Origin of the sequence: Anaerococcus provencensis (genome assembly GCF_000312365.2) — a bacterium.
Lineage (GTDB): Bacteria > Bacillota > Clostridia > Tissierellales > Peptoniphilaceae > Anaerococcus > Anaerococcus provencensis.
In genome coordinates this window covers 177,921-192,437 of the sequence record NZ_HG003685.1, presented here as the reverse complement: position 1 = coordinate 192,437, position 14,517 = coordinate 177,921, and the positions used below count along the sequence as shown (strand labels likewise).

Below are 14,517 nucleotides of genomic sequence, written 5' to 3'. Positions count from 1 at the left end.
TTTCACCCCCTAAATAACATTAATTAAATTATACCATAAATATATAGTCTAAAATAGGCTTTGATTAAGATTTATCAATAATCTAACCTTGTTTTTTGTAAAAATATAAAATGTTTTCCCTTTTTTATTTTTCTTAACTTATATATTGAAAAAAATAAGTGAATCCAAATCAATCTGGATTCACTTGTGTTTTTCTACTTAATCTTTTCTATAATTCTAGATCTTGTTTCAAAGTCTTCTGTTGAGCCAGAGATTGCATTGTTTTCTTTGGCTAGTTTTGACATCTCATCTAGGATATCTGAGATTTTTTGGACATCTCCTGTTTTGTTTGAAAGTTCATCTATGCCCTTAGTCTTGTAGTCCTTTAGACCTTGGTTAAATTCTTGATAATTTGCTTGGTAGGTGTCTGAACCTTCCTTGATTTGTAGGGCTGCATTTCTTAGCTCTTGGATACCATTGTTTAAGTCTCCAATGCCCTTGCCCATTGGATCAATAGCTTTTTCTTTGATATCTCCAAGGCTGGATAGAGCTTTTGATCTTTCTTCAAATTGTGCTAGGCCGTCAGATAGTTGTTGTGATCCATCTTTTAGGTCGGATGATTTTCCGTTTAGTTGGTCCATAGCGCCAGCAAGTTTTGCTACACCTTCTTTGTTTTGGCTAGTTCCTGCTTTTAACTTTTCTGAACCTTGTTTTAATTCTTTAGTTGCATCGTCCATTTGACCTATAGCTTGGCCTAGTTTTACCAAGTCAGAGTTTGATAGGCCTTTGTCTAGCTTACCCACTCCTGCTGCAAGTTTGCCTGATGCTTCTTCTAGCTGTCCACTAGCTGCATTTAATTTTTGACTTAGCTCAGAACTTCCCTTATGAGCTTGGCTGATTCCTGCATTTAATTCTTTGGATCCTTGGTTTAGACCTGCCAAGCCTTGGCTAATAGCTCCGTTTACTTGGGCACTTGCTTTAAGGTTTTCAGCTTGGGCGTATAGGCCACTTTCTAATTGTCTTAGGGTATAGATTTCATCAGCATATGATCCATCAACATCTTTGCTTTCAAGACTTGCTGCAATACCTTCTATGGCAGTTGCCTTAGCTATAATGTCTTCTACTGAAGCTGATACACTTGGTGCATTTTGAGCTGTTTGATTTAGTTTTTCTATTCCTTGGCTTAGGGAAGCTGATGATTCTTCTAGTTTGCCTAGACCTGCGTCAAGTTCTGTTACGCTGTTTGCTAGTGGTTTGACGTTTTTGCCAAAGTCATTTAGGCCAGTTTGGAGATCTCCTAATGACTTGCCTAGACCTGCTATGCCTTCACTGCCAGATATAGCAGAAGTTTTTTCTCTTAGTGTCCCTGCAGCTTCTGATAATTCTCCAAGGCCTGCGTCAAGTTTACCAGCACCTGCATCTAGGTCGTTTGCTCCCTTATTTAGCTTGTCCATATTAGCATTGATTTGGCTAACAGCTTCGGTGTATTGGCCTATGCCAGCATTTAGTGATGAACCACCTTGGTTTAGCTTTGTTACAGCTCCTGAGATTTCTTGAGTTTTTGCTGGCAAATCTGCAAAAGCATTGGCAAATTTTTCGTAAGAATTTACTAGTTTTGTTGAACCATCACTAAGCTTTTCGCTACCATCAGCGAATTGGCCAAGACCATCGTTTAATTTTTGGCCACCTTCGTTTAGTTTATCTCCAGCATCCACCAACTTATCCATATTACTTTCTAGTTCTCCTATGCCATCATTTAGGTCATCTAGGGAAGCTAGATTGTTATCTTCTTGGAAAAATTCGTTAGTAATTACCGCATAGATTTCACTTACCTTATAGTCTGTGACATCCATTTCTATTTCTAGGCTTTCTTTGAATCTATCAAGTTTGTCAGCTTCTAGGACATCTGTTAAGTTTTCTCTTAGGCCAGGTGTCAATAGTCCTGTTACTATGTCATTTTTGCCATCTTTTACAACTTTACCATCAGCAGCTTCTATATTTGTAACTTTGTCAGAATCAAAGCTCATAACTGTTACAACTGCATATGGAGAGTATACTTTTTTCTCCTTGCCGTCTATGATAGCTTGGCTACTTATGTTGTTTGTAGAGCTTGCTACTATTTTTAGATGGCCACTTTTGCTTTCTAGGTCCTTTGATGATATTTCTTTGCCATCAAGGTAGTAGGTCACTTTGACATCTACTGGAAGTTTTTGATCAGATTTGCCTTGGTAGTAGATATCCTCGTCTTCTTCATTCCAGTTGATGTAGCCATCATTTGTCTTGATTTCTTGGTCTGTTTCAAGGTTTTTGATATCTTTTAGATTTGATTTATCCTTTGCCTTGATATTTTTATCTGAGTTTAGCCAAACAGATGCTGTTTGATCTGTAATCTTGCCATCTTCTACTGTGACATATATTGTTTCACTTTTCTTTAAGTTATCACTTGCAGCATAGGATACATTTGTTCCCAAGACTGAAGATACTGTTAGAACTGCAAGTGCTTTGACGAATTTGTTTTTCATTAATTTCCTCCTAGTTTAAGCCTTTAGTAGTCTTTTTGATAAATGGGAATGTAATACTAATGATTGCTGGTAGGAAGATTATAATTACTAGCATTGAAATTATAGCTCCTCTTGCCAAAAATATACATATAGTTGATACTATTTCCATTTTTGAATATATACCTACGCCGATAGTTGCCGCAAAAAATGATAGGGCAGATGTAACTATTGATTTTGCTGTCTCTTTTGTTGCAACAGCTAGGGCCTCGTTCTTATCTTTTCTTTTTTTGTATTCAAACAAGAATCTGTCTGTCATTAGTATTGAATAGTCAATTGTAGAACCAAGTTGTACTACACCAATTATTATTGATGTTATAAATGGTATTGTCTTTCCTGTGTAGAAAGGAATTCCCATATTTATAAATATAGCAAGTTCTATGGCTGCAATTAGTATAACTGGTATAGCAAATGACTTAAACACCACTGCAATTATCAAAAATACCACAATAATTGATGCAATGTTTACCATCTTAAAGTCTCGGTCAGATATTTCTGTAAGGTCATCTGTTAGAACAGCTTCTCCCGTCAAGTATCCATCAGGATCGTGAGCTTTTACAATCTTTTTAATCTCACTTATTTGCTTATTTACCTCTGGTGAGGCTGTTTGGTATTTGGAGTTTAGCATAATCATCTGGTAGCCATTTTTCACAAAGTTGTCTTGTAACTTATCTGGCAAGACACTTGATGGTAGGGTTAGGCCTGTAGCAGAGTTTACGCTAAGGACGTTGTTTACTCCGTCTACATCTTCTAGTTCTTCAACCATGTTGTTGATAGATTGCTTGCTTAGGTCTTCTTTTACTACTATAAAGTGAGTTGAAGCCATATCGTAGTCTTTTTTCATCTTGTTTAAGGCTACTATGGAGTCCAAATCTTGTGGCAAGGACCTGTCTAAGTTGTAGTAAAGATCTGTATGAGTTGAGCCATATACTGCCGGTATAAATAGGGCCAAAAATACAATAAATAAAGTTTTTCTGTACTTTAAGGTAAAGTTTGAGGTCTTATCAAATTCTGGCAATAAAACCTTGTGGTTAAATCTGTTGACCCATTTTTCTGATAGCAATAGCATTGGTGGAAGTACTACTACTGTTGATATTAGTCCCAAAAGCACACCCTTACTCATTACGAGACCAATGTCACGACCAAGAGTAAGTCTCATCAAAAGCAAGACTAAGAACCCTGCAAAGGTAGTAAGAGAAGATGCAAATATTGATGCAACAGTTGATTGTATTGCCTTTGCCATGGCATCTTCATTATTTTCTGTTTTCTTTTTCTTTTCAACATATCTGTGGTAAAGGAATATTGAATAGTCAGTAGTTACAGCAAGTTGTAAAACTGCTGCTATTGCCTTTGTAATGTATGAAATCTCTCCCAAAAATATGTTTGTACCAAAGTTATACAAAATAGCATAGCCGATATTTAACATAAATAGGAAAGGTATGATAGTTGATTCATTTGCCAAACTTAAAACTACAAGGGCAAGAGCAACTGCCAACCCTACATATATAGGAGTCTCATGGTCGATCAATTCCTTAGTATCTTTTACTAATGAAGACATACCAGATAGGTATTTTTCTTTGGACTCTAGGGCCTTGATTTGGTCAATGGCCTCCATAGTCTTAAATGACGATGATGATTCTTCGAATTTGATCATCAAAAGAGTCGAATCTTCCGCATAAAAAGCATCTCTTATATTGTCAGGCAAAAATTCATTTGGTACTGTATCCCCCACAATAGAGGATTTTGAAATGACATCCTCAACACCATCAATTTCTAGAATTTCTTTCTTAAGCTTATCTGCATCGTGGTCGGACCCTTTAAGGATCAGCATCCCAGTAGCAGCATTTTTAAAATCTTTATCTAGAATTTCTTGGCCTTGGGTAGACTCAAGGTCGCTTGGCAAGTAGGAGAGAATGTCGTAGTTCACACCAGTATTTTTGTAGCCTATCCATGATGGGATAAGCAACAATGTCATTACCAAGAGGACTAACTTTGCATGATGTGAAATATAATTTGCAATTCTTTTCATTATTAATCTCCCGTTTACTTAAATATTTTTCTAATAACAGCAAACAAAACTGGCTTCATCTCATCTATTGAAAGAACGGATTCTTCCATCAAGGCACTTTTACAAGTAGAAATGATGTTTTCTATAGTAAGAGAAAGTATGTATAGCTGTTGAGGCTCTGTAAATGAGCGCGAAAATAAATTCTCATATTTATTCAGGATAAATTTCAGAGTCGAATCAGCTTTACTTAACCTTTGATCATTTTCAATCTCGGTATAAAGTGCCCAAGTAATATTCTTGCTAAGAAGGTCTAGTTCGAATGGATTGGCAATCAGATAATCAATGATATAATCGACAAAAGATATATATCTTTCTATTGGATCCTCGCCCATGCAAGAATTCTCAGCATTGATAATAATAGAGCTAGCCAAATCTAAAACTAATTTCTCCTTAAGGTCGTTTTTGTCCTTGTAATAAAGATAAAAAGTTCCAAGTCCAAAGCCAGCTTCCTTCATAATATCTCTAACAGAAGTCTTCTCCAGACCCTTTCTTTGAAAAACTCTAATAGCCGCATCCATAATCAACGCTTTCTTATCATTCGATTTGTAAATTACCAATATTATCCCTCCTTTTTATAAAAATGAACAACGTTCATTTGTTGTTACAAAAGTATGATACCGGCATAATGAACACTGTTCAACTTTTTTAATAAGTTTTTTTATTTTTTGATAAGTCTTGTATTTAACTATAATAGATGCATATTTTTTGACTAAAAGAATAGAGTTCAATAATTTTGGACACAATAAAAGACTGGATTTTTATTTCCAGTCTTTTATAATGATTAACTTAGATATTTTATAGGTCATCTTCTATTACTGATGATTTAGAGTAAGCAGATACCTTTGCTTCAAAGAAATCTGTTTTTACTTGGTTTGGATCTGAGTATTCGTCTACCCATTTCATTGAGCTTGGTATTTCTTTATATCCTTCATAGATTGGACCAAAACCTAAGCCCTTTGCCCTTAGATTTCCTAGATATTTGATATAATCTTCAATCATCTTGCCATTGAGGCCAGCAATATTATCGCCAATAGCGTATTTGCCCCAAGCAATCTCTTCTTCTACACCTTCTTTTAGCATCTCTGTGTAATATTTGATATGCTCTTCTGTAAATAAGTCAGGTCTTTCCTTTTTAAGGTCGTTGATTAATGACCTAAACAACCACAAGTGAGTATTTTCATCACGATTGATGTATCTTATCTCTTGAACAGTTCCTGGCATTTTACCATTACGTCCTAGGTTATAGAAAAATGAGAATCCTGAATAGAAGTATATACCTTCAAGGATGTAATTTGCAATGATGGCTTTCATAAAGTTAAACTCATCATCTCTTTCTAGGAAATGATTGTATTGGTCGCCTATATATTCGTTTCTGTGAAGCAAGTGCTCGTCATCTTTCCACATATATAAAATCTTGCTACGCTCTTCTGGAGAACAGATTGTATCTAATATATATGAATATGATTGAGAGTGGATAGACTCTTGGTAGGTTTGAATTGATAGGCATAGGTTTATCTCATTTGCAGTAATGTATGTTTGGAGATTTGGTAAATTTGCTGTTTGGATAGAATCTAGGTAGGTCAAAAATGAAATTATCCTATCGAAGGCAAATTTCTCGTGCTCATCAAGATTTCTATAATCTTTGATATCTTGGTTTAAATTTATCTCCTCTGGAATCCAGAAATTGTTCATAGCTTGCCTATACCAATCGCTAGTCCAGGTGTATTTTAGATTGTTAAAATCGTTTAGATTTGTGGTATTACCTTGGATAATCTTTCTCTTAGAAAGATCAATATCCCCATCCTCATTAAAAATCCCACGCTTACCAACTTCTCTGTTTTTACTTTCTTCCATTTAATGCTCCTTATCTTATACTTTTTCTCCTACCTTCACTGTACCTTTATTAAGAAAAAGAGTAAAAATTTTCAAAGTAAAACTCCCTAGCTTGGCTAAGGAGTTTTAAGCTCTCTAATCTAAAACTACATCATAAATATCTGGAATTTGGTTTGATTTGATGTCTTTTGAATACTTAGTTCGCACACATCTATCTAAGACGTATTTTAGATCGTTGTTGTCTTGATAATTTTTTATAAAGATAACTTTAGAGTCTTTGTCTACTGCTATGATTGTGTTGTTGACTCTGTTGTTTAGGTAGGCTAGGGCTGATCCATTTGTATAAATTTCTCCTAAATCTAGACTGTGAGCTGCAATAGAGTCATTTAATATTTTTGGACTTGCTGCATAGTTTAATAGCTTTATTGAGAAATCATCGCTGACATATTGGTAGGCATTAGTCCACATTTCAAAGGAACTTTCTTCTTTGTAGTTTCCTAAGAGATATATTGTCAAATCTTTATCTCCAATGTCAGATATTCTCTGATAAGAGCTATCATTTCTTAAAAGATTTATATTTTTTATATCTCTACCATAGAATCTTTGGTTTTGCCTTAGCTCTTCATCTGAAAGATTTTCGTAATCTCCCCTATACTCTCTTTGGGCGAAAGTTAAGGGGAAATTACTTGCTAATTCTTCAATGTTTGCAGGCGCTATATAACCTGGCTCGTGGTCTTTGTTATCGCTTGATATGGAGTCACTTGCTATTGGTGGGAAGTTATCTGGCCCATCGTTAGCTGAATACTTTGTCTTTAGCGCTCTATTTACCAAGCTTTCTACATCTTCATTTGTAGCATATCTTTTTACAAATAATAATTTACCATCTTCGTCAGTGACAACTATATATGGTGATGAAACTTCTTTGTCAAAGTCAAATTTTGCTCCACCATAGTAGAAATCATTACTTACATCGTTCATATCGTAAGATGCAAACATATATTTTAGGTCGTCAATGCCCTTGTAGTTTGAAATCTTAACTAGCTTTATGTTTTCTGTATTTATATAAGCTGAGTTCTTCCACATTATTCTGGATTTATTATCTTGAGGGGATCCTACAAGCATAACATTTACTTTTTTGTCCAAGAAATCTTTGATGTAGATATTTTGGTTTGCCATGTCACCCATCATATAAAGATTCATATCTTTGCCATAGTATTTTTTGTTGATATCTTTTTCGTTTGGCTCAAAGATACTATAATCTCCTCTTTCCTTACGTTGGTCAAAGGACATTGGATAAATCTTATTTGGGTCATCTTCTTTGTCAGGTATTTCATTTAATACGTCGTAGTCGCCAATTTCTTTGTAAGAATCTGTTATAGTTTTGCTAGTTGCACTTGTATTTAAAGTCCTATCTATAACATATTTTATATCTTCATTAGACTTGTATTCTTTGCTAAAGATAAATCTTTGATTCTTATCAAGAGCTACAATTGCTGGTTTTTGTAGGTTAAACAAGCTATTATAAGCGCCTGATATATAGATATCTTTTTTGACATCATATAGGCTCTTAAATCTTTCTTTTTCGGCATTTATAAGGTTTTGACTACCCAAATAGGAGATATTTAATAAATCATAATCGCCATCAGCAATGTATTGGGCATTCTCCCACATTTTTATGGTCTCATCTTTTCTATAATCTCCTATAAGGAGAATTTTTATATCTTTTTTGGAAATATTTCCTAGATTAACTCTGCTATTATCAGATTTTATGAGAATGGCCTTGGAGAAGTCATTGGCGTATCTGCCATTAAATCTCATTTCCTCATCGGTCATAGCCTCATAATCACCTCTTTGTTTTCTTTGGTCAAAAGAGATTGGATAATTAGCTTGGAAATTGTCTAAGCTTAGAGGCTTATAGTTGTCGTTATCAGCATAGTAGCCATTTGACATATTAAATCTTCTTAGCAATTCGTAATTAGATTTGTATGGGAATACATTAATTACCGCCCCATTTTTATCTAAAACTACTACCTGGTTTTTGTTTGACCTAAATTGTCCGTTTAATGAATTTCCTCTATAGAAAGAGTCCTGGTAAAGCTTGCCCTTGCCTATAGTTTCAAGGTCTTTTGCATTTCCATTTGTAACTACATTTACAAAATTGAAGGCCTTGTTGTCAATATTTGATGAGTTTTCAAACATTTTCTTAGAATTTTCATCTATCCTATCGCCCATTAGGAAAATACTTGGACGTTTATTGTCGATGATGTCGCCTATTTTTCGAGCTTTATTGTCCTTATCATATAAAACTAAATTGTTGTAAGATTTTGCATACCTAGTTTTTAGATTTATCATAGTTAAATCATCTGTAGTTTCAAAAAATCCTAGGGCATAAGCTCCTTCAAATGATAGTGGGAAGTTTTGCTCTTTTTCTTCTACATCTATAGGATTTACTGGTTTGTATGGTTCTGGTTCTGGATTAGGGTCTGGTTCTGGTTCTGGATTTACTGGATCATTTCCAAGTTGAACTTCCAAGTCTTTTTTGTATTCCTTAAATCCTTCACGATTGATTCTTAGCTTTATCTTGTATTTGCCAAGACTATTTTCATCTGATGTTGGGAAGGATATCTTTATATTGCCCTTATCATCTGATTGGACAGACTTGTTGTATACTTCATTTTGATTTGGATCTTCCAAAATAGCAGATACCTTTACCTTGTCAAGCAAGGAATTATTCAAATCTTTTGCAACTATAGTTAAATTTATAGTATCTCCTAAATCGTATTTGTTTTTGTCAGTAGCAATGTCAGCTTTCATTTGCAAAAGATCTGGAGTATTGGCATCTATCACCTCATATTCTAATAATTTGAAAGTATTTTTGTAATCAGCATCCAATAATTCTACTTTTATCTTGTAATTGCCGAGAGACGTTTTGTCATTGGTTCCTATTCTTAGTATGTGTCTGCCTTTTTTGTCAGTTTGTCTGTTGTAGGATACACTTCTACCAAAAGGATCAACTAGGGTGTATTTAATATTTCTATTTTCAAGAGCCTTGCCTGTATACCTGTCTTTGATTTCAACATTTATCTCCAAAATATCCTTGCGTTTAATGCGAGTATTTGGAGAACTTATGGCAATATCTGCTTTGCCATTGTTGTTTATTTCTATATTTGGATCGACATTAGTATCCACGATTTTAATATTTTGCTTAGCTAAGATTTCTTTGATATTGTCAAAATCTTTTCTATCTATGAGGTTTACTATTCTGCCGTCTTTGTCTAAAACGAGAATTTTACTTTCCTCTCCAAGCCTTAATTTACCATCGCGTAGATTATTTTCCCTATCAACGGCACTATAGGATATAAGTCGTTTCAGATTATTTTCTTTTAGATAATCTATATCTTTCTTTGGACTTATTCTCATAAAGTTATAGGTATCATGAGATAATTTGGCAAATTTCTCTAGACTTGGGTCCTTTTCTCCCGCAAATAATATCAAACTTGCCTTATCTAGGTCAAAATCATCGCCTAGCATTTGATCTTTGCCAGCAAAGTTTATAACATTTTCTCCTAGAATATTTTTGCCATATAGGTTTTTGATTATCCTTTGATTTTCCGGACTATCTTTTAGATGGTCAAAGTATAGATTTTTCTTTGCGCTTTCATAATCCGTGAAGTTGTCCACAACTTCCTTACTTGCTATATTAAATATTGCAGCAGAATCTGCATCTTTATAGCCATCTTTGCTTGCCTTTGCAATGATTTTATATTTACCTGGATAGGTATTATCCGCAAGTTTTATTATGAGGTCTGCTTCTCCCAAATTATTTGTTTTTATCTGGCCAGTATCCAAGACTGTATTTGCAAGGTCCATAACTTTGTAAACTACATTTGCATTTGCAATATAGTTGTTATTTGTATCTTGAGTTTTTAAGGTAAATTTCAATTCATTTTTAGGATTATAGGTATCTTTATCTCTTCTTATAAGCAAATCTAGGTTCTTATTATAGGTCTCCTTATCTATATCGGATATTTTGATATATTCTTCCATACCTTCTTCTATGAGGAGAACTGATTTGAATCCTTTTTCACTTAATTTCTCCAAAACAGCATCGTTGTTTGCCTTCTTGCAAACTACTAACAAGTGAGAATCTTTGCTAATGTTGTCTAAGAAAACATCAAAATCACTGTCATTATAATCAAGGTTAAATGATGTCTCTATATGGGCCCTATCGAAGTCTGATCTTGGTCTTATATCTAAGATAAATGGCTTGTTTTTCTCTATATAAGAGTCAACTTCATTTGCTTTAATTGTTCCAATATATTCTTTGCTAGTTGTTGCTACCTGCTCATTAATTACAAAAATCACATCACGAATCTTTGTGCCTTCATAATTATCTTTGCTGACTTCAAAATTTAAAGTGTATTTTCCTTGAGTTTTTAAGTCTATGTCAAAAGATATATGTCCATCTTTATCTGTTTTTAGATTCTTATAATCTTTGCCATCTTTATTTTCAATACTTACTTTGACATCTGCATCTTCTATCTTCTTGGCTTTTTCATCTACTAGGTCTAAGCTTACTTTTGCTTTATCTAAGCCTTGGTAGACTTTTTTGTCAGTTGTGGTTTTTGCCACTAATTTAGCTAGTTTTGGTCTTTCTTCTACAAGGAAACTTGATCTTACAGAATTTGCCTTGTAGTTAGACTTTTCTGCCTTAAAGCTTATTTCGTATTTGCCTGGGATTAATTTTAAATTGTAAGCCCAGTTAGCTTTCCCTTTATCATCAGTTTTGGTCCTATCTACAATTATTTTGCCATCTGGTGTTTTTATAGTGATATTTACATCACAGTTAGCTACAGTATTGGCAAATTCATCTAGGCTTACTAGGGAGATTTGTGGTTTTTCATCTACATAGTATTGGTCCTTTTTGTTTTTTGCCTCTACTTTTAGCTCTTTGTAGTCTGGGTTTTCTTCACCAAATCTTATCTTATAGTTAGACCTTGCTGATGGGTAGTTGTATGCACTTGCATATGCGCTTATAGAATATTCTCCAGCTGATGTATAAGCCTTTGGTGTCATATAAATAAATACATAGCCGTTATAGTCGCTAACTTTTCTAATTTTTGTTTCTTTTTGGTTTGGATCAATTATACTTAGTTCCACAGATGCATTTCTTTTTGGATTGTTGTTTTCATCTTTTACTTGAACCTTAATATAAGCTGATTCGTTTAGTTTGTAGTCTTTTTTTGCTGACTCAAATGAAATGTTTAGGTACTTACCTTCTTTCTTTACGAAGAAAGTGTCAGATTTTTCTATGTCATAATATCCATCTTTAAAGGCAGATGCATCAATCTTATACATACCACTTGCATTTTTGTCTGTTATGTCCATTGAAAATACTGCTTTGCCTTCTTGGTCAGTTTTTAAATCAAGTTCGTATGATTTTTGATTTGGATCTGTTATGCTAACTCTGACATTGGCATCTGCTATTGGTTTTGCCTCATGACTTACTATAAAGGCCATGTTTACACTTTCTTTGCCTGCCATGAACTCGTCTTTTGCCATGTCTATATCAAGGTCAAGTTTTTCCATCTCTGCTGTATTTCTATCTACTAGGACCTCTAGATTTTCACTAAATGGATCGTAACCACTTAGGCTTGCGTCTACTTTTAGATTGTAGCTTCCTTCTTTGGCAAAAATTTCATTTGATAAATCAAAGATTGCCTCTCCTTCTTTGTTTGTATAAAGGCTTTTTTTGCTTTCTTTATTTGATGGACTGGTAATTGTTAACTCTACTTTTGCATATCTTTTTATTTCTCCATATTTATCGCAAACCTTTGAAACAAGTTTTATCTTATCATTTGGTCTAATCTTGTCTTTATCCAAGGTATTTGTAACAAATAGTGGGTTTTCTATAGTAGGTGCGAAATCTTTACTTTCTACATTGAAGGTGTTTATGCCTATTAATTTATCCTTATAGTAAATATTTACTCTGTACTTACCTATGGCAGCAGCATTATCAAGTCTTACATTGAAATTAGCTTGGCCAGTTAGGTTTGTTTTCAAATCGTATTTGAATTTTTGATTATGGCTAGTTACTATTTCGCAAACTATGTCTTTATTTACTATTTGGTTGTCATCTTGGTCTTTTAGGCCAATATTTAGTCCAACTTGTTCGCCTTGCAAGTAGTTTTGCTTATCAGAATGGATATTTGCCTTAAATTCTGCATTTGCTTCATCTACTTTTATTCTCATAGTGTCAAAAACTTTGGAAGAGTTTTTTGCTCTTGCGGTAATCACACATTCACCATATCCGATGGCTTTAACTTTTCCGGCATTATCAAGCTGGCAAACTGTCCTGTCAGAGCTTTCCCACCTTAGATCTTTTGCTTTTATATCACTAGGTTTTATATCTATAGCAAGAGTGGTTTCGTCTCCGATTTTCATTAGTTTTTCTTTTTCCTTAAAGCTTATAGACTCAATCTTTTGACTTTGGTTATCTTCTTGGTCAAAGTGGTCAGCATCAAAAGTGAAAGCCTTGAGTGATACATTGGCATTTGGAATTTGATCTGTAAGGTCAGTCCATTTTTCACCTTCTTTGCTGACAAAAGATTGGCCTGGCTCAGCTGTAACTTTTGATGAAAATCCTTTAATAGGCCTTTCTATTGGAATAGGATATTTGTAGCCAGGAGTTTTCATTCTTACAATTACTGCAAATTTGGATCCCTTTGGTATGAAGGTATCTTCTACCTTTACTTTTTCATATCCTGCAAATTCCATTTTGCCTTCTCTTATACTGGTCTTATCGCTTAAGCCAGCATTATTATCGATATTGGTATTGACATAAATTTCGTATTCGGCATTATTGGCAGATGTCCACAAGCCTACATTTGTAAGATAGGTATCCTCTGCTACTGGTCCAAAGACATTAGCATAGTATGATTCTTCGCCAAGGCCAACTTGGCTAGTCATACCTAGCTTGTCGTATTGCCAAATTTTTTCATTTGGATTTAGGTCTTTTAAAATATATTGGGAGTTTTGGGTGCCTATATTTTTATCGTAGTAGGAAACGTAATAATATCCCCCTTGAGTTCCCCAATTGCTACCCCAGGAGTTCTTACAAATCCAGGCCCCATCTCCTTGGGGTTGAGTCTTAAAATTTTTCCTGCTGTAATCATCATCCCAACCAACAATGGTTATGGCGTGGTTTGGTGCTTGGCCCCCATTATAATAATGAGCCATAGTTTTTTTGTTTAAATACTCATCACCGCCCATTACAGCTGAATAAATACCACCATTTTCCATAATCATCCTCTTTAGAAGATCATTATCTCCTGCACTTCTCTTATCTGGGAAGAAATAGGCACGGGTAAGTTCTTTAGCTATTGGTAAATTCTCTGGTGAATTGCCGTTAAATATATCGTATGGATCATCTTTTTCTAAAACTGGACCAGACCTGCGTGCTAAGTAAGCAGAAGAAACAGTTCTTGTTCCACCTTCACTTGGACCCCAATCAAAGCCGTGGGTATTTCTCATATGTTTTTCAGAAAAATCCATTCTCTCATCAGGCAACAAAACTGATTCAGCGGAGCCATAGGTTGCAAAGGCCCAACAAGATCCATTTGGTCCCTGGTCTTTGACACTTGTTACTTTTCCCTCATCTCTTAGGTCGTACTTATTGCTAGCTACAAAAAATGTATTGAATCTGCTGTATCTTCTTGGCAGATTTTTCTTTGTTACTTTCTGATCTATAGCGCTATAATTTGTGTATATTTCGTATGGGTCTTTTTTTATCGGATTGTCTTTTTGGTAGTCGCTATTAAATTCTTCGTTTAATATAGCTTTTTCGTACAAATCTATATCTTCATCATCGGAATATTTGTTTTCATTAACCTGGTTAAATTCAACTAAGTCTGAGCTTTCTTTACTATCTTCAGATGCAGCAAATGACGGGTAAGCTAGCTGGCTTAGCATTGATAAAGATAAGATTAGCGAAAAAATTTTAGCTTTGTTTTTCATTTTTCTCCCCTAATACAATAGAGGGCCAAAGCCCTCTATCTGCAAACACATCGCTCTTAATAC

Annotated in this window: 5 protein-coding genes; all 5 read right to left on the bottom strand. The window is 34.5% G+C overall.

Translation table 11 applies throughout. The features are described from left to right. Positions 1-194 precede the first annotated feature (194 nt). Positions 195-2,501, bottom strand: coding sequence for a membrane protein (locus tag BN38_RS01190; RefSeq protein ID WP_044565086.1), 2,307 nt, complete (start codon positions 2,499-2,501; stop codon positions 195-197). 10 nt (positions 2,502-2,511) lie between these two features. Next, complete coding sequence (locus BN38_RS01185) at positions 2,512-4,566, bottom strand: efflux RND transporter permease subunit (protein ID WP_044565084.1); 2,055 nt, start codon at positions 4,564-4,566, stop codon at positions 2,512-2,514. 14 nt (positions 4,567-4,580) lie between these two features. Next, entirely contained in the window at positions 4,581-5,123 is a 543-nt protein-coding gene (locus tag BN38_RS01180) for a TetR/AcrR family transcriptional regulator (protein WP_044565388.1), read from the bottom strand. Between the two features lie 277 nt (positions 5,124-5,400). Beyond that, positions 5,401-6,459: a ribonucleotide-diphosphate reductase subunit beta gene (locus BN38_RS01175; protein ID WP_044565082.1), complete on the bottom strand. Its 1,059-nt coding sequence runs from the start codon at positions 6,457-6,459 to the stop codon at positions 5,401-5,403. Positions 6,460-6,573: 114 nt separating this feature from the next. Beyond that, a complete protein-coding gene (locus tag BN38_RS01170; protein ID WP_044565081.1) occupies positions 6,574-14,454 on the bottom strand; it encodes an MG2 domain-containing protein in 7,881 nt (2,626 codons plus the stop codon). Between the last annotated feature and the right edge of the window lie 63 nt (positions 14,455-14,517).

Excerpts from the sequence above, each read along its gene's own strand:
- BN38_RS01190 (WP_044565086.1), bottom strand. The coding sequence starts at position 2,501 with ATGAAAAACAAATTCGTCAAAGCACTTGCAGTTCTAACAGTATCTTCA.
- BN38_RS01185 (WP_044565084.1), bottom strand. The coding sequence starts at position 4,566 with ATGAAAAGAATTGCAAATTATATTTCACATCATGCAAAGTTAGTCCTC.
- BN38_RS01180 (WP_044565388.1), bottom strand. The coding sequence starts at position 5,123 with ATGGATGCGGCTATTAGAGTTTTTCAAAGAAAGGGTCTGGAGAAGACT.
- BN38_RS01175 (WP_044565082.1), bottom strand. The coding sequence starts at position 6,459 with ATGGAAGAAAGTAAAAACAGAGAAGTTGGTAAGCGTGGGATTTTTAAT.
- BN38_RS01170 (WP_044565081.1), bottom strand. The coding sequence starts at position 14,454 with ATGAAAAACAAAGCTAAAATTTTTTCGCTAATCTTATCTTTATCAATG.